Annotated in this window: 17 protein-coding genes and 1 pseudogene; 6 read left to right on the top strand and 12 right to left on the bottom strand. The window is 59.7% G+C overall.

Annotated features, from left to right (window positions below):
• Positions 1-47: 47 nt before the first annotated feature.
• Genes A3C3_RS0119080 through A3C3_RS0119100 form a run of 5 tightly spaced genes read left to right on the top strand, consistent with a single transcriptional unit; the run spans position 48 to position 5,156 of the window.
• The gene (locus tag A3C3_RS0119080; protein ID WP_022716182.1) at positions 48-1,643 is read left to right on the top strand and encodes an ABC transporter substrate-binding protein; all 1,596 of its coding nucleotides are present in this window, start codon (positions 48-50) and stop codon (positions 1,641-1,643) included.
• A gap of 19 nt (positions 1,644-1,662) precedes the next feature.
• Entirely contained in the window at positions 1,663-2,691 is a 1,029-nt protein-coding gene (locus A3C3_RS0119085; RefSeq protein WP_022716183.1) for an ABC transporter permease, read from the top strand.
• Complete coding sequence (locus A3C3_RS0119090; protein ID WP_022716184.1) at positions 2,688-3,590, top strand: ABC transporter permease; 903 nt, start codon at positions 2,688-2,690, stop codon at positions 3,588-3,590. Before A3C3_RS0119085 ends, A3C3_RS0119090 begins: the two co-directional genes overlap by 4 nt.
• The gene (locus A3C3_RS0119095) at positions 3,577-4,422 is read left to right on the top strand and encodes an ABC transporter ATP-binding protein (RefSeq protein WP_022716185.1); all 846 of its coding nucleotides are present in this window, start codon (positions 3,577-3,579) and stop codon (positions 4,420-4,422) included. Before A3C3_RS0119090 ends, A3C3_RS0119095 begins: the two co-directional genes overlap by 14 nt.
• Positions 4,419-5,156 (top strand): ABC transporter ATP-binding protein, encoded by a 738-nt coding sequence (locus A3C3_RS0119100; protein ID WP_022716186.1) that lies wholly within the window; start codon positions 4,419-4,421, stop codon positions 5,154-5,156. The genes A3C3_RS0119095 and A3C3_RS0119100 overlap by 4 nt, the downstream gene beginning before the upstream one ends.
• Positions 5,157-5,175: 19 nt before the next feature.
• Here the strand turns inward: A3C3_RS0119100 and A3C3_RS41645 are convergent.
• The 5 genes and pseudogenes from A3C3_RS41645 to A3C3_RS0119125 form a co-directional block, all read right to left on the bottom strand.
• Positions 5,176-6,158, bottom strand: a pseudogene (locus tag A3C3_RS41645) (ABC transporter ATP-binding protein).
• A gap of 6 nt (positions 6,159-6,164) precedes the next feature.
• Positions 6,165-6,992 carry a carbohydrate ABC transporter permease gene (locus A3C3_RS0119110; RefSeq protein ID WP_022716187.1) on the bottom strand — a complete coding sequence of 276 codons (828 nt, stop codon included), beginning with the start codon at positions 6,990-6,992 and terminating at the stop codon, positions 6,165-6,167.
• On the bottom strand, positions 6,989-7,867 hold the full coding sequence (locus A3C3_RS0119115; RefSeq protein WP_022716188.1) for a carbohydrate ABC transporter permease: 879 nt from the start codon (positions 7,865-7,867) through the stop codon (positions 6,989-6,991). Before A3C3_RS0119115 ends, A3C3_RS0119110 begins: the two co-directional genes overlap by 4 nt.
• Before the next feature lie 64 nt (positions 7,868-7,931).
• Positions 7,932-9,212 (bottom strand): ABC transporter substrate-binding protein, encoded by a 1,281-nt coding sequence (locus A3C3_RS0119120; RefSeq protein WP_022716189.1) that lies wholly within the window; start codon positions 9,210-9,212, stop codon positions 7,932-7,934.
• A 43-nt stretch (positions 9,213-9,255) separates the two neighbouring features.
• The gene (locus A3C3_RS0119125; RefSeq protein ID WP_022716190.1) at positions 9,256-11,577 is read right to left on the bottom strand and encodes an alpha-L-rhamnosidase; all 2,322 of its coding nucleotides are present in this window, start codon (positions 11,575-11,577) and stop codon (positions 9,256-9,258) included.
• Between the two features lie 140 nt (positions 11,578-11,717).
• Between A3C3_RS0119125 and A3C3_RS0119130 the strand changes: the two genes are divergently transcribed.
• Complete coding sequence (locus A3C3_RS0119130; protein ID WP_022716191.1) at positions 11,718-12,761, top strand: LacI family DNA-binding transcriptional regulator; 1,044 nt, start codon at positions 11,718-11,720, stop codon at positions 12,759-12,761.
• 281 nt (positions 12,762-13,042) lie between these two features.
• Here the strand turns inward: A3C3_RS0119130 and cysG are convergent, their stop codons facing one another.
• From cysG to A3C3_RS0119165, 7 genes are all read right to left on the bottom strand, one after another.
• A complete protein-coding gene (gene cysG / locus A3C3_RS0119135; RefSeq protein WP_022716192.1) occupies positions 13,043-14,509 on the bottom strand; it encodes a siroheme synthase CysG in 1,467 nt (488 codons plus the stop codon).
• On the bottom strand, positions 14,481-17,138 hold the full coding sequence (locus A3C3_RS0119140; RefSeq protein WP_022716193.1) for a nitrate reductase: 2,658 nt from the start codon (positions 17,136-17,138) through the stop codon (positions 14,481-14,483). Before A3C3_RS0119140 ends, cysG begins: the two co-directional genes overlap by 29 nt.
• Positions 17,139-17,468 carry a nitrite reductase small subunit NirD gene (gene nirD / locus A3C3_RS0119145; RefSeq protein ID WP_022716194.1) on the bottom strand — a complete coding sequence of 110 codons (330 nt, stop codon included), beginning with the start codon at positions 17,466-17,468 and terminating at the stop codon, positions 17,139-17,141.
• Positions 17,469-17,478: 10 nt separating this feature from the next.
• On the bottom strand, positions 17,479-19,929 hold the full coding sequence (gene nirB / locus A3C3_RS0119150) for a nitrite reductase large subunit NirB (RefSeq protein WP_022716195.1): 2,451 nt from the start codon (positions 19,927-19,929) through the stop codon (positions 17,479-17,481).
• Positions 19,930-19,946: 17 nt separating this feature from the next.
• Positions 19,947-21,218, bottom strand: coding sequence for an MFS transporter (locus A3C3_RS0119155; protein WP_022716196.1), 1,272 nt, complete (start codon positions 21,216-21,218; stop codon positions 19,947-19,949).
• Positions 21,219-21,534: 316 nt separating this feature from the next.
• Positions 21,535-22,749 carry a CmpA/NrtA family ABC transporter substrate-binding protein gene (locus A3C3_RS0119160; RefSeq protein WP_022716197.1) on the bottom strand — a complete coding sequence of 405 codons (1,215 nt, stop codon included), beginning with the start codon at positions 22,747-22,749 and terminating at the stop codon, positions 21,535-21,537.
• Complete coding sequence (locus A3C3_RS0119165; protein WP_022716198.1) at positions 22,746-23,348, bottom strand: ANTAR domain-containing response regulator; 603 nt, start codon at positions 23,346-23,348, stop codon at positions 22,746-22,748. Before A3C3_RS0119165 ends, A3C3_RS0119160 begins: the two co-directional genes overlap by 4 nt.
• Between the last annotated feature and the right edge of the window lie 40 nt (positions 23,349-23,388).

Raw genomic sequence — 23,388 nt, forward strand, 5'->3', positions numbered from 1 at the left:
ACCGATGACATAATATGTCTTCTATAGTAGACCAGGGAGGAATTGAAATGAAGCATTTTCGTAAGGGGCTATTCGTTGGGGCCGCCATCAGCTTGTTGGCGCTGACTGCTTCTGCCGCCGTCGCCGAAACGCCGAAGGACCAACTCGTCATCGGCACGTCGCTTGCCCAGGTGTTGTCGCTTGATCCGCAGCAGGCGACGGAAGGCAAGGCCAATGAAATCATGTGCAATCTCTATGACCGACTGGTCCTGGCGACGCCGGGGGGGAAGATCGCTCCGCAACTGGCAGAAAGCTGGGCGATCGATGACAAAGGGATCACGTTCAAGCTCAGGGAGGCGGCGTTTGCCTCGGGTAATCCGGTGACATCGAAGGATGTTGTTTTTTCGCTGACGCGTCTGCTCAAGATGAACCAGGCGGCTGCGGCCAACCTGAAGCGGGTCGGTTACAATGCTGACAATGTTGAAAAGCTGGTGACGGCACCCGATGAGCGTACAGTGCGCATTGATCTTTCGGGCGAGGTTACCCCGGAATTGCTTCTCTATCGTCTCGCCATGGTAACCACCAGCGTTGTCGACAGCGTCGAGGTTGAGAAGCACGTCAAGGATAACGACTTTGGAAACGCGTGGCTGCGCACGAACTCTGCCGGTTCGGGGCCCTTCACGCTCAATCGCTGGACACCCAACGAAATCGTCATCCTGGACGTCAACAAGGATTATGTCGGGGGCGAACCGAAGATGCGGCGCGTCGTTATCCGGCATGTTCCCGAAAGCCAGGTCGAGCGCCTGATGCTCGAGCGCGGCGACATCGACATTGCAAGCGCATTGAGCGCATCTGATCTTGCGACGTTTCAAAATAAGCAGGGATTCCAAATTCAGCGCGTGCCGACCGGCGGGTTCTATGTGCTGTCGATGAATGCCGAAAACCAATATCTGTCTAATCCAAAGGTCCGCGAGGCGATTGCCTACGGCATCGATTATGCGGGCATCGAAAAGACGATCATGGGGCCTTACGGCCGGGTGCGGACGGTGCCGGTGCCGGAGAATTACGAATATGCCATTTCGAGCCCTGACTGGCATCTCGATGTCGAAAGGGCCAAGTCGCTGCTGGCGGAGGCCGGGTTCAAGGATGGCTTTTCGCTATCTTTGAAAACGATCGCGCAGACCCCGCGTATCGATCTTGCCACAGCCATCCAGGCCTCGCTTGCGCAGATCGGCATCAAGGTCAATATCCAGCAGGGTAACGGATCGGAGATCATCGCGGCCCACCGTGCCCGCGATTTCGACCTCTTGATCCCGCAGACAGGCGCCTACATGCCGAACGTCCTTGGCTCGATGGAGCAGTTCTCCAGCAATCCGGACAATTCGAAGGAGGCAAACAACGCCGGCAATTTCGTCTGGCGCTCGGCCTGGGACATCCCCGAACTGACGAAGCTGACCGCAAAGGCTTCGCTGGAGCCGGATGCCAAGAAGCGCGGCGAGCTTTATGTCGAAATGCAGAAGATGTTCGTCGACCTCAAGCCGGCAGTGCTGCCGCTCTTCGAGCGATATGAGCCGATCGTTCTTAATGCGCGCGTTAAAGACTATGTCGGCCACCCTAACATGACGACGCGACTTGAAGCCGTAGCCAAGGCGGAAGCCGAATAACCGACACAGGCAGCCGATCATGAAGGAATTGTCCACGCGTGAGCTTGGAAGGCGCGTCCTCCAACTCATCGTCAGTCTGTTCATACTGCTTTGCGTCACCTTCGTGATCGGCCGCGTCATGCCCGCCGATCCCGTCGGCGCAGTGGTCGGCGAGCTTGCCGACCCTGCCGCCTACGCGGCGATGCGCGCGCGCCTTGGCCTTGATCTGCCACTTTATCAGCAGTTCTTCATTTATCTGGCGGGCTTGCTGCATGGTGATTTCGGAACGGCAATCCTGACGGGCAATCCCGTTTCGAAGGATCTGGCTCAGGCATTTCCGGCAACGTTTGAGCTTGCCACGCTGGCGGTCATCATATCGACATTCATAGGCGTGCCGCTCGGACTTGCGGCAGCACTTTTCCGCGACAGCTGGATCGACAAGACGGCGCGGGTCGTGGCCCTTGTCGGTCATTCGATACCGGTCTTCTGGTTCGGTATCGTCGGGCTGGTAATTTTCTATGCCGGGCTTGACTGGGTCGGCGGTCCGGGCAGGGTCGATGTCTATTACGAGGGTATCGTAACCCCAAGGACCGGTCTCATGCTGGTGGACAGCCTGCTTGAAGGCGAGCCCGAAATTTTCTGGAATGCGCTCTCGCACATCATTCTGCCAGCCATCATCCTTGCTTACGCCGCGATGGCATATATCACCCGCATGGCCCGCAGCTTTACACTTGAGCAGCTTAATCAGGACTACGTGATCGCAGCGCGAGCCAAAGGGGTCGGGCCGGCGAATGCGGTGATCGGTCATGTTCTGCCGAACATTGCCGTGCAGCTGATCACCGTCCTTGCGATTTCCTATGGAAATCTTCTGGAAGGCGCCGTCGTGACCGAGATCGTCTTTTCATGGCCGGGAATCGGTCAATACATGACGAATGCGTTGATGATCGGCGATATGAACGCCATCCTGGCCGCAACCATCATCGTTGGCTTCATCTTCATGTTCCTCAACTTTGTAGCAGACATTGCCTATGCGCTGCTTGATCCGCGCACCCGGGAGGCCACGCAATGACCGACGCGCTTCACTCTCAAAGTGAGATCAGGCGGCCACCAATCCCGGCCCGCATCGCCGCCTCGCTCGCTCGCGCCGGACGTAAGCTTGCCGACGAGCCGCTCGGTCTCTCCGGCTTCCTCATCCTCGCCGTGCTTTGCATCGTCGCAATCATTGCACCGGCGCTTGCGCCTTATGATCCAAATGTCCAAATGCTGAGTGATGCTCTGCAGCCGCCCAGCCTTGCACATCTTGCAGGGACCGATGAGTTTGGACGCGATATCTTCAGCCGCCTCGTCTATGGAACAAGGATCACCATTCAGACGGTTCTCTCGATATCCATAATTGTCGGCCCTGTGGGTTTGCTCATCGGCATCGTATCCGGCTTTTTCGGCGGCCGGACAGACGCAATCTTGATGCGTGCAACCGATATCGTCCTGTCCTTTCCCTCGCTGATCCTTGCCCTTGCATTTGCCGCCGCCCTTGGAGCGGGATTGAACACGGCGATCATCGCGATCTCCCTAACGGCCTGGCCGCCGATTGCCCGGCTTGCCAGAGCCGAGGCCTTGGTCGTCCGCAACGCCGATTACGTCGCCGCAGCCCGCCTTTATGGAGCGTCGTCCTTGAGAATATTGCTTCTCTACATCGCACCCATGTGCGTCCCGTCGGTGATCGTGCGCCTGACGCTCAATATGGCCGGCATCATCCTGACGGCGGCATCGCTCGGCTTCCTCGGGCTTGGCGCGCAGCCGCCGGCGCCCGAATGGGGCGCGATGATATCAAGCGGACGCAAGTTCATGCTCGATTACTGGTGGGTTGCCGTCATGCCCGGCATTGCCATCCTGCTCACGAGCCTCGCCTTCAACATCGCCGGCGATACGCTGCGCGATATCCTGGATCCGCGCCATGCAAGATCGTGAAATCTCTACCATCCTTTCCGTCCGGAACTTGAACGTGCGCTTTGGGCGCAGTTCAATACCGGCCGTAAGCGAAGTCAGCTTCGACCTGGGGCGGGAAAGGCTGGGAATTGTGGGCGAATCCGGTTCCGGAAAATCGACGACCGGACGGGCGATCATGCGCCTTCTTTCGCCGAGCGCCGAGATCTCGGCGGAGCGTTTCGATCTTGCCGGCAATCCGCTGCTTGAAAAGACCGAACGGCAGATGGGTGCACTGCGCGGCAAGGAGATGGCGCTTATCATGCAAGATCCACGCTATTCGCTTAATCCGGTGCTGACCATCGGCAGGCAGGTGGCGGAGGCGGCAAGGCTTCATCTTGGCCTTGGTCGCGCTCAAGCGATGGAGAGTGCAAGAAGCATGCTCCAACGCGTCAGGATCAGTGATGCAGACCGCGTCATGGCACTTTACCCGCATCAGATATCCGGCGGCATGGGTCAGCGTGTGATGATTGCGATGATGCTGCTTGCCAAGCCGAAGCTGGTCATTGCCGACGAGCCTACGTCGGCACTCGATGTCAGTGTCAGGAAGGACGTCCTCGTCCTACTCGACGAACTGGTGCGGGAAAATGATTCCGGCCTCATCCTCATCAGCCACGATATCCGCATGGTCGCGGCTTTCTGCGAGCGGATCCTGGTCATGTATGCGGGTCGTGTCGTTGAAACGCTCACGAGCCTCGATGACGCCCGACATCCCTATACCCGTGGCCTGATTGCGGCGCTTCCCGACCCCCGTCATCCGGTCCGGAGACTGAAAGTACTGGACAGGAAGGCATTGGAAGCAGAGGCGGCGCAATGATCAGGATCAGCAATCTCGATGTTGTCTATGGTGCGGGCAAAACGCGCAACCACGTCGTAAAAGGGGTAGGCTTTGAGGTCGGCAAGGGCGAAACGCTTGGTATCGTCGGGGAATCCGGCTGCGGCAAATCAACGGTCCTGCGGTCTCTGGCCGGTATCGAGCAGGGATGGACGGGTTCAATAGAACTCGACGGCAAGGCAATCGGAAAGATCCGGTCGCGAAATGAGCTGAAGTGCGCTCAAATGGTGTTTCAGGATCCCTATGGTTCGCTTCATCCGCGTCATCGCATCGGGACGGCCCTGGCCGAGCCTCTCCGCTCGATGGGACACGGTGATGGCTGGTCTGCCGTTCAAAAGGCGCTGCGGCAGGTGGGACTGCCCGACAGCTTTGCCAACCGGTTTCCTCATGAATTGTCGGGAGGCCAGCGTCAGCGCGTTGCCATTGCGCGGGCTCTTATCCTGTCGCCGCCGATCCTGCTGCTCGATGAACCAACCTCGGCACTCGACGTCTCCGTACAGGCTGAGATCCTCAATCTTCTTGCAGACAAGCGCGACGAGCATGGGCTGACCTATGTGCTCGTGAGCCACGATCTCGCAGTGATCGCGCACATGTGCGACAGGGTGCTTGTCATGAAAGATGGTGCTTTCGTCGATGAACTGACGAAAGCCGATCTTCAATCAGGCGTCACCCATGCCGATTACTCACGCGAGCTTTTTGAGGCAAGTTTTCTCTGATTCCGGCTCGACGAGCCGGCTAAACGCCGAATCTGTGCGCTGCGCCTTCCACCGGACTCGCCCAAACGGTGGCACCCGTTGCAAAAGCGGTCTCTCCTTCGGCCCGCACCACCATTTCGCCGATTTCCGGAACATCCAGATAGAGGATGGCATCGGCGCCGAGGCGCTCGATATGTCTGACCTGCCTTGCCAGGCGCCTTTGGCTTGGGAAAGGCGAATATGCTCGGGTCGGATCCCGTAGGTCTGGCACCCGAAGCGCTGCGCAACCTCGCCCGTGTAAAGGTTCATCTTCGGGCTGCCGATAAAGCCCGCGACGAAGGGCGTCGCCGGCTTGCGGTAGAGTTCCATCGGGCTGCCCACCTGCTCGACCCTGCCACCGTTCAGGACGACGATCTTGTCGGCCATCGTCATCGCCTCGACCTGGTCGTGGGTAACGTAGATCATGGTTGTCTTCAGGCGGGTATGGAGTTCTGCAATCTCAAGCCGCATTTGCGCTCGCAAAGATGCGTCGAGGTTCGAGAGCGGCTCGTCGAACAGGAAGACTTTCGGATCACGAACGATCGCGCGGCCGATGGCAACGCGCTGCCTTTGCCCGCCGGAAAGCGCCTTCGGCTTGCGGTCGAGCAAATGGATGAGCTGCAAGGTCTCGGCTGCTGCGCGGACCTTGGCCTCGATCTCGGATTTCGGGCGGCGGGCAAGCGAAAGCCCGAAGCCGATGTTTTCCGCAACCGTCATATGCGGATAAAGCGCATAGCTCTGGAATACCATGGCGATACCGCGCTTCGATGGTTCGGCGTCCGTGACATCCTTGCCGCCTATGGTCAGCTTGCCGGACGTCGACTCCTCAAGCCCAGCAATGATCCGCAGCAAGGTGGATTTTCCGCATCCAGACGGCCCGACAAATACGACGAATTCACCGGAACGCACCTCCAGATCGATGCCCTTGATGACATCAAGGGCGCCAAAGCTCTTGCAAATCCGGGTGAGGGTGAGCTCAGCCATCTTACACTAACCTTTCACTGCGCCGGCAGTCATGCCCGCCACGATCTGCCTGTTGAAGAAAATGAAGACGATGAGGGGAGGGACCGTAACGAGCAGGATGTTCATAAAGAGCAGGTTGTACTGGCTCGTGTACATGCTCTGGAAATTATAGAGCGTCAGCTGCACGGTGACGTTCTCCTTGCCTGGCAGGTAATAGAGCGGGTTCGTGAAATCGTTGAAGATCGCGATCGACTGCACGACAATATTGGTCACCGTCACCGGCTTGAGCAGAGGTAGGATCACCCGGAAAAATATCTGCCAAGGCTTTGCCCCATCGATCAGTGCCGCTTCATCGAGATCGCGGGGAATGGTCGAAATGAACGATCGGTAGAGCAGGGTCGAGAACGAGAGATTATAGGCGACCTGGATCAGGATCATTCCGGTCATGGTCTTGAAGAGGCCGATTTCCTGAAGCAGTCCGATCGTCGGAACGACAGCCGGCGGCATCATCAGTCCCATGAAGAGCGCACCCGAGGCAACGGCATTCCAGCGGGTTCTGCGGCGCTGCATGACATAGCCGACCATCGCCGAAAACAGTATCAGTATGGTGACCGAGACGACGGTGATCAGCGTCGAATTGAAATATGCCAGCACGAGCTGATAGTCGCGCGCCTGGAACACTGCTGCGAGATTGTTCCAGAACAGCCACTGTTTCGGGAGCGCGAAGTCGAGCCGGGATGCCTCGGATTTCGACTTGACCGCCTGGAGCGCAATGAACACGAACGGCAGCACGAAGATGACCGTGGCGACGGCAAGTGCGATCACGCCGCTCGTATAGGGCCGCATCTGTCTCATTGTTCGACCTCGCGCCGGTTGAGCCACATGGTAAGCGGTAGAATGATGATGGCGATCAGCGCAAACAGGATGACATTGCCCGCAGTCGACAATCCGTAGAATCCCGCCTGATACTGCTTGTAGATGACCGACGCGATCACATCCGAGGAAAAGCCCGGCCCACCGCGCGTCATCGCCCAAATGAGATCGAACGACCGGAGGCCGCCGATCAACGACAGCGTGATGACGGTGATCGTCGCCGGACGCACAAGAGGCAGAGTGATGCGCCAGAACTGCTGGAAACGTGTGGCACCGTCAATTCTGGCAGCCTCGTAGTAATCGGGGCTGATTGCTGCCAGGCCAGCGATGAAAATCAAGGTGGCAAGACCCACGCCTTTCCAGAGATCGACGAGCGCCACGGAAAAAAGAGCAAGCGCCGGATTGGTCAGCCAGCCTGGTCCGGGAATGCCGAGCGTTTCAAGCATGGCATTGATGATGCCCTTTGTCGGGTGCATCATCACGGTAAAGGTAATGCCGATGCCGATCGTCGATACCAGAACTGGAAAGAAAACGAGCGTGCGCAGGAAGCCTCGCGCGAAAATATTGCCGGTCAGCAGCACGGCGAGCAGGAGCCCGCATATCGTCTTCAGGCCGGAGGTCGTTAAGGCATAGATCAGCGTGTTGACGAGGCCCTTGACCAGAAACGGCTCGGAAAAGAACTGTCGGAAGTTCTCCAATCCAATGAACTCGGCGGTCGAAAGATCCCAACGTGTGAGGCTGAACCAGAGAGAGGACACAGTAGGGACGACAAACAGCACGCCGTAGACGGCTGCGGCAGGAAGAAAAAACCACAAGGGATAAGGCGATTTGCGTGAGCGGAGGCGTGTTTCGGTCATGTTTACCTCTTCGATCGGGTAGGCCCCGCCCGTGAAGGGCGAGGTCAGCTTTCCCGAAGGGCCACTACCAGTTGGGTAGACCGAGCTGCTTTGCCTGCTTGCGCACGTCATCGTCATAAAGCGCGGCCGCCTCGGCTGGCTGGCGGATGCCGGACCCGACCTCGACGGTGATCTGTTCAAGAGCAGGTCCCTTGATCGGCGACACGAATTCCAGCGCCGGCGTAGTCGCCTTCGCTTCGAAATAGGGGAGCATGTCCTTCACCGCGGGCGGGACGTCGGCCGGCAGCGCGCATCCGTCGACCAGGGACGGACCTTGGGCCGTGTTGGTTTCAACCATGATCTTACAGCCTTCGACGCTTCCGGCGAAATCCACAAATTTCCGGGCTTCATCCGCACTCTGGCTGGCGAGCGGGACATAAAGGGCAGGCGGCATCCAGACCGTCAGACCGTTCTTGGCCGCATCGTCCCCCGGCTGCGCGAAGAAGCCGACGCCCTGAAGATTTTCCGGATAGTTCTGCTTCAAAGCGCCGACGGCAAAGGTGAGCATAGGATAATGGGCGGCTTCGCCTGTCGCCACCATCCTGAGGCCGTCGTCATAGCTTGCTGCACCGAAATCCTCGTTCATCAGGCCGCCGTCATGAACCTCTTTCAGGCGCTCGAAACCTTTCATGGCCGCAGGCGTCGTCGCGTATTTCGCCTTGTTGGCCGTATAGTCGTTTGCGAAGTTCGGCGCGGCTTGATGCAGGTTGTAATAATCCGCCAGAACGAAGAGCTGGGAGGTCCAGGTGTCGCGATAAGTCTGGGCAACAGCGACTTTGCCGGCCGCCTTCACCTTTTCGTTGTTGGCCATGAACTCGGCCCATCTCTTCGGGACTGGCAGGCCGAGGTCCTGATAGATTTTTCTGTTGTAGAGGATCCCGCCAGCCATCGCCGTTCCGAAGGGAACGCCGTATAGCTTGCCGTCAGCGCGGACCACGGCCTTGAAGCCCTCGTCTACTTTTGCCTGCGACGAAAGATCACTGAGGTCGGCCAGCGTCTGTGCAGGTTTCAGCGCCTGCATCAGCGAGCCGGAATTGTACAGGAAGACATCCGACATCTCGCCTGTCGCCAGCCGCGTCTTGACGATGTTGTCGCCCTCGCCACCACCCGGCCGCTGCTCGATTTCGATCGTTACATCCGGTGCGATCTTCTCGTAAGCTGCAACCAGTGCCTCGGCGGCTGCGACCGTATCAGGGCTGTTATCGATCAGGAACGAGAGCGTCGTTTCTGCGTGCGACGGCCCCGCGGCAATCAGCGTTATGAGTGCCGACGCACCGGCAAGAATGACTTTGATGCGGTTTGTCATGACGTTCCTCCTCTGAACGGTTTGACGGTGGCAGGTGTGCTCCTCAAAGATGGGGAAGAGAAAAGATCAGCTCATGTGTTCCCGCTCGAAGGACGGCTTCCCCCATGACAGGCTCGCCGTTAAGCAGCGGGTTCTGATGCCGTCGTCCGGGCTGGAATCGACCGACGCAGCCTTCTGGAAGCGTCACTTTATAGGTGACCCTGTTGCCGCTGCACTCCCATCGAGCTTCAATTCGACCTTGACGCACGTCATGATAGGCGGTGACGGGCGAGAGCGCGGCAATCGGCGCTGGATCGACGATGACCTCGGAAAAACCAGGCGCGCTTCGGCTTGGCGAGATGCCCGCGACGCTCTCAAACAGCCATTGGCACACGGCGCCATAGGCATAATGGTTGTAGCTGTTCATGTCAGGCTCGTAGATCGTGCCGTCCGGCGCCATTGAATCCCAGCGCTCCCAGATCGTGGTTGCGCCCTTGGACACCTGATAGAGCCAGCCCGGAACCTCCTCCTGCAGGAACACCTTTTCGGCAAGGTCGTCCAATCCGAGCTTCGTCAAAGCCGGCAGCAGGGCGGGGGTGCCTATGAAACCCGTGCCGATCTTGTAGTCCGCATCGATGATCACCTGTCTGAAGTGCTGCTTGGCAGCCTCATGGTGCGCAGCCGGGACCAGGTCGTATAGGAACGCCAGCGCGTAAGACGTCTGGTCGTTATGTGCAATGCGTCCGGATGGTGCGATGAATTCGTGCGCAAACGCACGTCGAATTTCTGCAGCACGGCCCTTCATGCGCGCCTCCAGCGCCCGGTTGCCGAGGATCGCTGCGATCTTCGCCAGCAAGTCGGTGGAGATGAAGTGGTAAAGTGTTGCAGCGCAATCGTCGGCAACCGTCGGGCGCGGCTTCCGGTTGTCGCCGATCGGCTGCAGCCAGTCCCCGAATGTGAAGCCGCGGTCGCCCCAGCGGGACGGCGGGCGCACGATCGGACCGTCCGATATCGACCAGACGAAGTCGACCCAACGCACCATCGCATTCAGGCATTCGCAAAGAACTGCCCGATCCTCGTAATGCGTGTAAAGCACCCAGGGGATCACGACGATGGCGTCGCCCCAGCCGGTCGAACCGGCAAATCCCGGAAAGTTTTTCGGATGCAGGCGTGTCGGGTCGGGCGAAAAATGGGAAATGGCACCATCCTCACGTTGATCGGCCATCACATCGCGCAGATATTTCCGGAAGAAGGTCTGGCTGTCCGTCAGCCAGCAGGCCGTTGCAGCAAACACCTGAGCGTCGCCTGTCCAGCCGAGGCGTTCGTCGCGCTGGGGGCAATCGGTCGGGACCTCGATGAAATTGGCGCGCTGTGACCAAATCGTGTTCTGGACAAGCCGGTTGACGAGCGCGTTGCCCGACTGGAAGCCGCCGGTCACATTGGGCACGGAGGAGATCGGAACCGACGAGATCGCCAAGATACGTGCATCGCCCCTAGCCGTCACTCTGGCATAGCGGAAGCCTTGAAAGCTGAAGTGCGGCGCGTAGGTCTGTTCGCCGTCTCCGCAGAGCGTATAGATCGTATGGGCTTCTGCGGTGCGATAGTTGCGGTTGTCGAAGTGACGGCCAGGCCCCAAGACTTCCGAATGTTCCACGCGGATTTCTGCGCCTGTTGCCCCGCGGACGGTATAGCGCACATAGCCTCCGATGTTCTGGCCGAAGTCATAGATCGTTCGCCCTTCCGCGTCGGTCCAACTATCAATCGGAGCGATCGGCGGCAATTCACGCACCGGCGCCGTTTCGTGCGCGACGAGCAACGCCTTGTCGAATGGCAGCCTCACCGTGCCGTGCGTGTCGGCAAGCCTTTCTTCGCGCGCATCATAGATCTCACCGAAATAGATGCCGGATTTGCGGATAGGCAGCAGCCCGCTCTGCCACGTGGTATCGGTTGAGACAATGACGCCACTCGGCCCGATCAGGTCTGCAATGGCTGCCGTTTGCTCACCCCAGCAATTGGGAATGGCCTTTTGACCCCACATGAGAGGAGACCGGTACCAACCGTCGGCAAGCCAGATCTCGATACGATTCTGGCCAGGCTTGATGAGGTCTGAGACGTCGTAGCGCTGATAGGCCAGGCGATGATCGTAGCTGGTCCAGCCGGGTGTCAGGAGGTCATTGCCGACCCGTTTGCCATTGATGAAGCAGCGATAAAGGCCGAGCGCTGAAATGAAAAGTTCGGCAGGCGTCTCTGCGCCATCGCAGTTGAACGTCTTGGCGACAAAACTTGCGGCCGTTCCCTGACCGCGATCCGACAGCGGTGCGATCATATCGCTGGTCCAGTCGCGTGAAACCAGATTGACGCTGGCAGCCATCGGCTGAAAATTCATCAGGTCCTCCACATTTTTTGTAGAACGTTCTTCGTATAACGTTCTACATTTTTTTCAGAAGCGCAATAGATATTTTGCGACCGGTCTGCCATGGTGATTTGGTGAGGCTTTAGGGCCTGCAGATCGAATCTGAGGATTTCATGCCAATCAAAGAGAAGTCGAAGCCCGCAAAGCGCGATCGTGTGACGATACGGACGGTTGCTGCGCATGCAGGTGTGTCTGTCGCGGCGGTTTCGAAAGTCATGCGAAATGCATATGGTGTGAGCGAGAACCTTCGCGCCAAGGTGACCGGGTCGATTGAAGAACTGGGTTATCGGCCGTCAAGGACCGCACGCGGCCTGCGCGGTCGTACGTTCACGATCGGGTTGCTCCTTGTCGACATACGCAATCCCTTCCTGCCCGAAGTCATCGACGGCGTGAATGGCGTCCTGGCGCCGTCGCACTACCAGGCAATGATCGGCGTCGGCGAGGGCCGCATGCAACTGGAGGCCTCGCTTATCGAATCTATGATCGACTATAAGATGGATGGGCTCATCCTCGTCGCTCCTCGCCTTCCTACTGAAATCATTGCGGAATTCGCAGCACAAGTTCCGATCGTGGCTGTCGGCTATCATGATCCGAAAGCAAAGACCTTCGACACGGTCAACACCGATGACCAGCGAGGGGCAGAAATTGCGGTAGAGGCATTGCTGAAGTGTGGTTATCGCGACATCGAAATGCTCAGCCTGGGAGCCCGCGAAGGTCACAAGGTCTCCGTCGTGCGCCAGCGTGAAATCGGATACCGGCGCGCCATGCTGTGTGCCGGACTGAGCTCCTCAGCACCGATCAGCCACATTCCTGTCCATTCCCCTAAGCGCGAGGAGGCAATGCGGGTGTTCCTGGCGCGAAGCGATCGGCCCCGTGCCGTCTTCTGCTGGAGCGATCTTGATGCGATTACGCTTTTGAGCGCAGCCGCGGACATGGGCGTGCGGGTACCCGAAGACCTGGCGGTCGTGGGCTATGACAATTCGACGACCGCAGCTCTTAGCCTGGTCAATCTGGCAAGCATCGACCAGTCGGGCAGGGAGCTCGGTGAAGCAGCGACGCGAACGCTTTTGTCCAGGATCGAGGGGCGTAGCGATCCGGAGCATCTTCTGCTGATGCCCTCGTTGGTCAACAGGAAGAGCTTAATTCGTTCTGGGTAACCCTGACGCTTCTTGCCGTTATGAAGCAAGCCGCCGCAGAGAGTTTGCCTGCAAATGGGGAATGACAGGAAGTGGGTCAACGACGATCCTGCAGTTCTTGCTACCATGAGCTAAAGCCTGAACCATTCGTTTTTAGAAATCTGCCGAACCACTTATTTGTAGATCCTTTTTCGAGATTCCCTCGAAGGGAAACACAACGCAGAATCTTGCTGCCGCTCGGCCGTTTCTCCGTTATGCGCAAGAGTAGATCTCTTGCGGGTGCAGCAGTTGAAAGGCACCTATCAAGACGCAGCGGCCGACAAAGGGGCTGCGTGCGCGGCGCGTTGCCGGCCGGCAAAAACATCACCGACTGCGATCAGGACGGGGTTTTCGTAGCCGACCTCGCTGATGCCTTCGGCAAGCCCTGCAAGGTTCCCATGCCACTGACGCTGCGTCGTGCGGCTCACGTCGCTCATGATGACGGCTGGCGTTTCGGGCGACAGGCCTTCGGCGATCAGCCGGTCGGCAATGAGCGGCGCTGTTCTCCCGCCCATATAAAAGACGGTGGTCGTATGCGGATCGGCAGCGGTGGCCCAATCGACATCCATCGGCAATCCGCCATGGCGGGAATGGCCGGTGATGAAGCGCACAGATTGGGCGTGCTCGCGATGGGTCAGCGAAATGCCGAGGCGTGAGGCCATCGCGCTTGCGGCCGTGATGCCGGGAATGACGTCGACCGGAATGTTCTCGCGATCAAGATGAGCGATTTCTTCGCCGGCGCGGCCGAAGATCATGGGATCGCCGGCCTTGAGACGGACGACGCGCTTGCCCGCCTTTGCAAGTTTTACCATCATCGCGTTGATGTCTTCCTGGCGGCAGCTGGTGCGGCCGCCGCGCTTGCCGACCAGCATGCGCTTGGCCTCGCGGCGCGCGAGTTCCAGCACCTCGGTGGAAACGAGATCATCGAAAAGGATGACGTCGGCGGCCTGCAGCGCGCGAACCGCCTTCAGCGTCAGAAGCTCGGCATCGCCAGGCCCCGCGCCGACGAGCGTGACGCGTCCGATTGTGCTTGTTGTGGACTTCAAGCCCCGAGCGGCAAGCAAAAGCTGCTCCTCGGGATGGTTGACAGCAGAACCGTCGAAAGCCATGTCGGCGAATTTTTCCCAAAAAAGTCGCCGCGCGGAAGCGGTTTCAAGGAGCCCGTTGACCTTGCCGCGTATCGACTGGGCAAGTCCAGCCCAGGATTTCAGCGTGCGCGGGAGCAAGGTCTCGATCTTGCGGCGGATGGTCTGGGCAAGAATGGGTGCTGCGCCATCCGTCGAGATTGCAACAACGACAGGCGAGCGGTTGACGATCGATCCGAACTGGAACTGGCAGAAATGAGGCTTGTCGATGACATTGACCGGGACGCCCGTCGCGCATGCCGCGTCGAAGAAGCGCCCAGCTTCAATCTCGTCGTCGCAGTCGGCAATTGCAATGGCAGCGCCCGTCAGACCTTCCACCTGCCAATGCCTCGGATGATGGATCAGTCTGGCCGCGGCGTGCTCGAGATTGCGGTCAAGAAGCGCCTTGAAGGTGTCGCTCAGCGTTTCGGCGTAGATTTCGACATGAGCGCCGCAGGCGGCAAGAAGTTCCGCCTTCCAGGCGCAGGCGTCGGAGCCGCCGGCCACCACGCACCTCTTGCCTTCAAGCCCCCAGAAGACGGGCAGCTTTGCAAGCGGCTCCATGCGGGCAGGATTGTCATTCCGCGGCTGCTGCAAGACATCCATCGATGATCCCCTTGATTTCGGCGCGGCAGGAGCCGCAGTTGGTGCCGGCGTTGAGCTCTTTGCCGACTGCCTCGACGCTGTGGCAGCCGCCGCGCACCGCCGCGACGATCTGATTGACGCCGACGGCGAAGCAGGAACAGACCGTGGCACCTGGGTCCGGCTTGTCGGCGCCCGGCCGGCCGGCGACAAGCCCAAAGCGCTTGCGCAAGTCGCCATGTTCGGCGGCAAGCTGTGAGATCGCCCAGTTGCGAGCGACGGCGACCGGTTCGCGGGCGAGGAACAGCGCAGCAAGCAGGCGCGTGCCGTCGAAGAAGGCGAGTCGCAGATCGCCGGATTGCTGATCCGCGTAGCCGAGCGGCTCGATCTCGGCAGGAATACCAAAGGTGCTGCGGCACCAGCCGCACCAGTCTTCGACCGCGTGGTCGAAGGCGAGTTCCAGTCGCCAGCCGCCATCTGCTTTCGCCAAGGCCCAATAGGCGGCACCAAGGCTTTGCGGTTTGCTCGCCGAGACTGCAAAGCCGTAGCGGACGGCCTTCAATGGCCGGGCGGCGACGGCGATGTTCTTGGAGGCAGGCTGGCCGGAGAACGGATCGGTGAGCGGGGCAACCACTGCATCGATGCGAGCCTTGGCGGCAAATTGATCGTTCCAGTGCATGGGAACGAAAATGCTGCCGCGGGCCTGGCGCTCGGTGATCAGCGCGCGCACGAGGGCCTTTCCCTGCGGGCTTTCAATTTCGACCAGACCGGCATTGCCGATACCGATTTCCATCGCATCTCGGGGGTGTAGTTCAGCAAAGGGTTCGGCGATATGGGCCGAAAGGCGCGCACTTTTGCCAGTGCGCGTCATCGTGTGCCACTGGTCGCGGATACGTCCGGTGTTAAGCGTGAAGGGGTAGTCGGCGCTGGTGCGGTCGGATGCGGGCGGCTCAACCGGCACGAAGCGTGCCTTGCGATCGGGATGAAAAAAGCTGCCCTTCGCAAAGAAACGGGTCACAGCCCTCTCGTCGCCGGTGGGCTGCGGCCACTGAAAGGGTGTCATCGCGTCATAGGCAGCTTTCTCGATGCCGGCATAGGCGCCGATGTCGAAATCGCGGTTGCCACTGTTTTCGAAGGCGGAAAGCGCAGCATGTTCATCGAAAATGTCTGCTGGAGAGGCAAAGGCGAACGCATCGGCAAAACCCATGCGGCGTGCGACCTCGGCCAATTGCCACCAATCCGCGCGTGCATCGCCGGGGGCGTCGATAAAGGAACGCTGGCGGGAAATGCGGCGTTCGGAATTGGTGACTGTGCCGCTCTTTTCTCCCCAGCCAAGAGAGGGCAGCAATACGTGGGCATGGCGGGCGGTGTCTGTCGTCGTGAGAATATCCGAGACGACGACGAAAGGGCAGGCCCTGATCGCGGCCTCGACGGCAGAGGCATCCGGCAGCGAGACCACCGGGTTCGTCGCCATGATCCAGAGCGCCTTGATGCGGCCATCGCCGACTGCCTTGAACATGTCGACGGCCTTCAGACCCGGCTTTTCGGCAATTGCCGGCGACTGCCAGAAGCGCTGCACGCGATCGCGGTCTTGTGCGCTCTCAATCGCCATGTGGGCGGCAAGCATGTTCGCCAGTCCGCCAACCTCACGGCCGCCCATCGCGTTCGGTTGGCCCGTGAGCGAGAAGGGACCCATGCCCGGCTTGCCGATGCGTCCGGTGGCGAGGTGACAGTTGATGATGGCGTTGACCTTGTCGGTCCCTGACGAGGATTGGTTGACGCCCTGGCTGTAGCAGGTGACGGTCTTTTCGGTCGCCTCGAAGAGGCGATAGAATTCGCGAATCTGCATTGCCGGTAAGCCGGTGAGCTCCAGTATCTCGTTGAAGGAGACACCAGAGGCGGATACAAAAGCCTCGGCAAAGCCGTTCGTGTGTTCGGCTACATAATTCTGGTCGATGGCATTGTTTGCGATCAGGTGCTCGAAGAGGCCGAGGAAAAGAGCCACATCGCCGTCCGGCCGGATCGCTAGGTGCAGATCTGCGATGTCGGCAGTCATCGTCCGGCGCGGATCGATGACGACGACCTTCATGCCGGGACGCGCCGCCTTGGCAGCCGCCAGCCGCTGATAGATGACCGGATGGCACCAGGCGAGGTTGGACCCGGTAAGGATCACCAGATCGGCCACTTCCAGATCCTCATAGGTCCCGGGCACGGTATCGGCGCCGAAGGCGCGGCGGTGGCCGGCGACGGAAGATGACATGCACAGGCGCGAGTTGGTGTCGATGTTGGCCGAGCCGATGAAACCCTTCATCAGCTTGTTGGCGACGTAATAGTCCTCGGTCAGCAACTGGCCGGAGACATAAAAGGCGACGGAGTCAGGCCCGTGCTCGGCAATGGCATCCGAAAAGCGCTGCGCCACGAGATCAAGAGCCTCATTCCATCCGGCCCGCCGTCCCGCGATCTGCGGATGCAATACGCGTCCGTCGAGATCGATCGTTTCGGCGAGCGCCGAGCCCTTCGAGCACAGCCGCCCGAAATTGGCCGGATGGTCCGGGTCGCCCTTGACGGACACATTGCCGTCATCTGCGATCTTGGCGATCACCCCGCAGCCGACGCCGCAGTAGGGACAGGTCGTCTTGATCTCTTTTGCCATCTATTCCGCCGCCATCATCAAGCTTTCGAGGGCGATGAAGAGGGCGCCGTCCTGGTTGCGGACCGGAATGGTCCGCACCGCGCCCTCATCGGCGCCAAGCGCCTTGCCGGTCTCGAGCGAGATGACCCAGTTGTGCAGCGGGCAGGTGACCGCCTTGGCATGCACGATACCCTGGCTGAGAGGGCCGCCCTTGTGGGGGCAGTGATCTTCTATGGCGAAGACCTCGTTTTCAGCCGTCCGGAAGACGGCGATCTTGCCTTGCGGCGTCTTCACGCAACGCGCTCCGCGCAGCGGGATCTCGGAGATATCACCGATTGCAATCCAGTTCATGCTGATCTCCTTACTCTGCAGCCTGCGGATAGCCGATTGTCGCCATCGGCTTGAACTCGTGCTTATCCTTGCCGGAGACACGCTCCGACCAGGGATCGACCTGGGCGAATTTCTGGCTGAACACGAAGCGGTCGAAATAGGCCTTGCGCTTTTCGGCATCGCCCATGATCTGGCGACGGATCTCGTCGAGGCCGATGCGCTTGGCCCACTTGTAAATGCGCTCGAGGTAACGTGCCTGCTCGCGGTACATCTGCGTCAGCGCAACGATATGCTCCAGCGCTTCGTCCTCGGTCTTGACGAGACCAAGGATCTCGGTGCCCTTGATGTCGAGACCGGCCGCACCGGCGAAATGAATTTCGTAGCCGGAATCCACGCAGATGACGCCGACATCCTTGCAGGTCGCCTCCGCGCAGTTGCGCGGACATCCAGAGACAGCCATCTTTAGCTTTGCCGGCGTCCAGGAGCCCCACATGAACTTTTCGATACGGATGCCGAGCCCGGTTGAATCCTGCGTGCCGAAGCGGCACCAGTCGGAGCCGACGCAGGTCTTTACCGTGCGCAGGCCCTTGGCATAGGCCTGACCGGAGACGAAGCCTGCCTTGCCGAGATCGGCCCAGACGGCCGGAAGGTCCTCTTTCTCGACGCCGAGCAGGTCGATGCGCTGGCCGCCGGTGACCTTAACCATCGGGATTTCGAACTTGTCGACCACGTCGGCGATGGCGCGCAGCTCCTTGGAGCTGGTAACGCCGCCCCACATGCGCGGCACCACCGAATAGGTGCCGTCCTTCTGGATGTTGGCGTGGACGCGCTCGTTGATGAAGCGCGACTGATAATCGTCGGCATATTCGTCCGGCCAGTCGCAGACGAGGTAGTAGTTGAGCGCTGGACGGCACTTGGCGCAACCGCAGGAAGTCTTCCACTCCAGCTCCTGCATGACGGCAGGGATAGTCTTGAGCCCCTTGGCCTTGATCAGGCGCCGGACGTCGTCATGGCCAAGTTCGGTGCAGGTGCACATCGGCTGCACGGAGGCAGGGTTATAGCTGTCGCCGAGCGTCAGCGCCATCAATTGCTCAACGAGGCCGGTACAGGAGCCGCATGAGGCCGACGCCTTCGTGTGAGCGCGCACGTCGTCCAGCGAGGTCAGCCCCTTGGCCGTGATCGCCGAGGTGATTTTGCCCTTACATACGCCGTTGCAGCCACAGATTTCCGCGTCATCCGGCAAGGCTGCAACGGCCGCCATAGGGTCCAGCGGGGACCCTCCCTGGTAGGCCTGTCCGAAGATCAGCGTCTCGCGCATCTCGGAAATGTCGGTCTGCTTCTTCTTGAGATCGTTGAACCAGGCGCCGTCAGCGGTTTCGCCGTAGAGCACAGTTCCGATGATCTTGTTGTCCTTCAGCACCAGGCGCTTGTAGACGCCAGCGGAAGCGTCGCGAAGGACGATCTCCTCGCGGTCGTCGCCATCGGCGAAATCGCCAAGTGAGTAGAGCTCGATGCCGGTGACCTTGAGCTTGGTCGGAGTGTCGGAGTGAACGAAGGCCGCAGAGGTGTCGCCGGAGAGATGGGCGGCGGCAACGCGGGCCATTTCGTAGAGCGGAGCGACGAGACCGTAGACCTGTCCACCGACTTCGGCGCATTCGCCGAGCGCCATGATGCTGCCGTCCGAGGTCTGCATGCCGTTATCGACGACGATGCCGCGATTGACCGCGATACCAGCCTCTTTCGCCAGGCCGACATTCGGACGGATGCCGACGGCCATGACGACGAGCGTTGCCGGAATGATCCGTCCGTCGTCGAGCTCGATGCCCTCGACCTTGCCATCGCCGATGATTGCCTTGGTATTTGCCTTGGTGATGACCTTGATGCCGCGCTCCTCGACTGCCCTTTGCAGCAGATAGCCGGCCGCAGGATCGAGCTGACGCTCCATCAGTGTCGGCATGACATGCAGCACGGTCGCGTCCATGCCGCGCTGGGCAAGACCGGCTGCCGCCTCAAGACCGAGCAGGCCGCCGCCGATAACGATCGCCTTTTCGCGTGACTGGGCAGCGAGCAGCATTGCCTGCACGTCGTCGAGGTCGCGGTAGGTGATGACGCCGGGGAGTTCCTTGCCCGGAACCGGAATGATGAAGGGCACGGAGCCGGTGGCGATTACCAGCTTGTCGTAGCTTTCGGTGACGCCGTGGTCGGAGGTCACGGTCTTCGCGTGCCGATCGATCGCAACGATCTTGTGGCCCTTGTAGAGCGTGATGCCGTGCTTGATGTACCAGCCGTCGCCGTGAATGATGATCTGCTCATAGTCCTTTTCTCCGGAAAGAACAGGCGAGAGCATGATGCGGTCATAATTGACGCGCGGCTCGGCGTTGAAGATTGTGACCTCGTATTGGCCGGGGGCCTTTTCGAAGAGGTGCTCGAGCATGCGCCCGGGCGCCATGCCGTTGCCGATGATAACGAGTTTTTCTGTCATAGTTACAAGTCCTTAGATTAGGTTGCCGCCACTGCAGGCACGGCGTGCCCCTGGCGTGACAGGTGCTTTACGGACAGGTGCATCCAGATGAGCGACGTCACGACGATCGCAAAGAGCAGCAGGAAGCAGCTGGACCAAAGGCCGGTGATGTCCTTGAGCAGGCCGAAAGCGATCGGAAGGATGAAACCGCCAAGGCCGCCCATCATCCCGACGACGCCGCCGACAGCGCCGACGCTTTCGGGATAGTAGGCCGGAACGTGTTTGTAGACGGCTGCTTTGCCGAGGCTCATGAAGAAGCCGAGCACGAAGATGACGATGATGAAGATTGCCGGCGTGATACCAAGCGCAGGCCCGGGTCCCGATGGAGATGCAGCCGGTAGAGACAGGATGAGCGTGGCGGCGGCGGAAACGGCCAGCATCACGTACATGACGCTTCTTGCGCCCTTCTTGTCAGATAGAACGCCGCCGAATGCTCTAAAGATGCTGCCTGGCACGGAATAGGCCGCAGCAATCATGCCGGCGATTTCCAGATTGAATCCGTAGACGCCGACCAGATAGCGCGGCAACCACAAAGACAGGGCGACAAAGCCGCCGAAGGCGAAAAAATAATAAAGCGAGAAACGCCAGACCTGGATGTTCTTGAGAGGAGCGAATTCTTCGAGGAAGCTCTTGGAGGCGACGCCGCGACAGCGGCGGTCGCGAAAGGCCGGGTCGTCGGTGGTCGAAAACCAGAAGACGATTGCCATCGCCAAAAGAACGAGAGCCCAGATTTCAGCAACCGCCTGCCATCCCCAGGCGATGAGGACGAAGGGCGCCGCGAACTTGGTAACCGCGGCTCCGACATTGCCAGCGCCGAAAATCCCGAGCGCGGTTCCCTGCTTTTCTGGCGGAAAGAACGGCGAGACATATGCGACACCAACTGCGAAGGAACCACCGGCGAGGCCGATCCCGAGTCCTGCGATCAGCATTTCTGTGTAGCTTGTTGCGTAGGAGAGCAGGAAAGTCGCTATGGCCGCTGCCACCATGGTGAGCGTGTAGACCAGACGGCCGCCGTAGCGGCTCGTCCATATGCCAAGCACGATCCGGACGAGCGAGCCGGTCAACACAGGCGTGCCGATCAGCAATCCGAATTCTGCCTCGTTGAGGCCGAGCTCCTGTTTGATACGAACGCCTATAATCGCAAAGATCGTCCAGACGGCGAAGCAAACGGTGAAGGCGACCGTCGAAATCCACAATGCTCTGGCTGGCTCGCCAGCGGACATAGACTGGGGTTTCACAGAAAAAGGCATGGCTTCTCCAGGGCCCGACAATGTCGTGCCAATCCATCGTTGAGAGTTAAAACAAAAAGCCGCTGGCCAGGTCGCGCACACACGAATGCGCGGGGTGTCCTGATCAGCGGCTTTGCCTGAGGCGCCCGTCTTTGGACGCCGAAATATGCGACCTTTCGGCCTCGGGATTATCCATGCAAGAGGCGTGCCAATTCGAAATCTAGGCCGATTACGTCTTTTCTCGGCGCAAGTCAGCCTTATTGGTCAGGATGGCCAGGGCGAGACCGCCGGCTCCTTCGGCCAAAAATTATGCAATGCATAGAAAATAGGCGGCATGCTATGCCTGCTTTTGAGCAGCAATATACGCATCGACGCAATCGGGATCAAAGAGATTGCCGTCGAAAAAGCCATCCGGACCGAGCGTCATCGTACCGCTGGAGCCAACTGGCGTTTCCATGCGCAAGGCGCCCTCAACCTTAGAACTTGCAGCCGGCATGGCAACGCCGAGCGCCTTTAGAGCATTGCGATAGATATCCGGCCGGTAGGTGTTGCCGGCCACGTTCTGGTGGGCCGCGGTGTGATCGACGTGGCCCCAGCGGACCATCTGCGTGTAGAACCAAAGCGCGTGGCTCTTCCATGGAAACGTCGCTGCCTTGGCGTGCGGGACGAAGAAGTCGCTGACCGTCTGCGTAGCGTTGCGGCCAACTTCAAGCACGCCGGTGACGGATGGACGAAGCCACTCTACCGGGCTGTTGATATAGGCCGGGCCTGAAAGCAATAGGGCAAGCTCTTCATGATTGGCGGGGTCGGCGCACCAGAGTGAGGCATTGTAAAGCGCTCGCAGGAGGGCCACGAGAGCGTCAGGATGGCTATCGCCCCAGCGACTGTTCACGCCCAGCACCTTTTCGGGACTGGATTTCCAGATCGCTGCCTTGACGGTTGCAAGGTGCGCGCCGCGTTTCAGGACGCCGAAAGTATTCCAAGGTTCTCCAGCACAATAGCCGTCGATCAGACCGGACCTCAGCGCGTCACCCATATCCTGCGGCGGAAGGGTCATGATCTCGATCTCGCGGTCCGGATCGATGCCGCTTCCAGAAAGCCAGTAGCGCAATTCGTAGTTATGTCCGGAATAGGGGTGTACGATACCGAAACGGAGCCTGTCGCCTGCCCGCCGCGAGATCACCTTTTTCAGCGCCGCACCGCTTGAGCGCGCATCAAGGGGATCGGTTGCGCCAGCATCGGCCATTTCCCGCCACAAGGGGCCCGAAACGGTGACGGCATTTCCGCCGAGCCCAAGCGCCATGGGCACGATCATGCGCGGCGCGGGAGCCATGAGACCGAAATTGCAGGCGATCGGCATGGGCGCAAGGATATGAGCGACTTCGAAATGACCGACCGCCAGCCTGTCCCTGATCGTTGCCCAGGATCGCTCCCGCACGAGCGTGAGGGCCACTTCCTGCGCTTCAGCAAAGCCCTTCTCTTTGGCGACGACGAGCAGCGCGCTGTCGAGAAGCGGAACGAAGCCCGCGGTGATGTCATGCCTGTTCCTCATACGTCCGCTCCAGGATCAAGCAGGTTTGCCGCAGTGACGAGGCTTTGAGCGATCTCGACGACTTTCCTGTTCTGGTTCATAGCCGTGCGCCGCAATAGCGCGTAGGCTTCCTCTTCCGACAGCCCGCGGGTGCGCATCAGCAACCCCTTGGCGCGATCGATCAGTTTGCGTTTTTCCAACTCGCCGCGTGTTTCTTCCAGCTCTCGGCTCAATCGCGCAAACGCATTGAAACGACTGATCGCCATCTTGAGGATGGGTCGGACCCGTTCCTGCTTCAGGCCATCAACGATATATGCGGAAACTCCCGCCTCGACCGCAGCTTCGATCGAGGCTTCATCGGACTTGTCCACGAACATGGCGATGGGCCTCTTCACCGCACGCGATATCTGGAAGATGCTCTCAAGCATGTCGCGGTTGGGGTTTTCGAGATCGATGACGATGACATCGGGATTGATCTCGGTGATGCGCCTGGCAAGGCCATTCATGTCATCGATGATCGTGACCCTGTCATAACCGGCCTCGCGCAAACCGTCCTCGATGATCGACGCACGAATGCGGTTCTCATCAATGACCAGAACATTCAGACTGTTAGCTTTCATGAGACCGCGCCACGGGTTACTGGCATTCATTCGCTACCGG

The organism is Rhizobium mongolense USDA 1844, assembly GCF_000419765.1.
Taxonomy (GTDB): domain Bacteria; phylum Pseudomonadota; class Alphaproteobacteria; order Rhizobiales; family Rhizobiaceae; genus Rhizobium; species Rhizobium mongolense.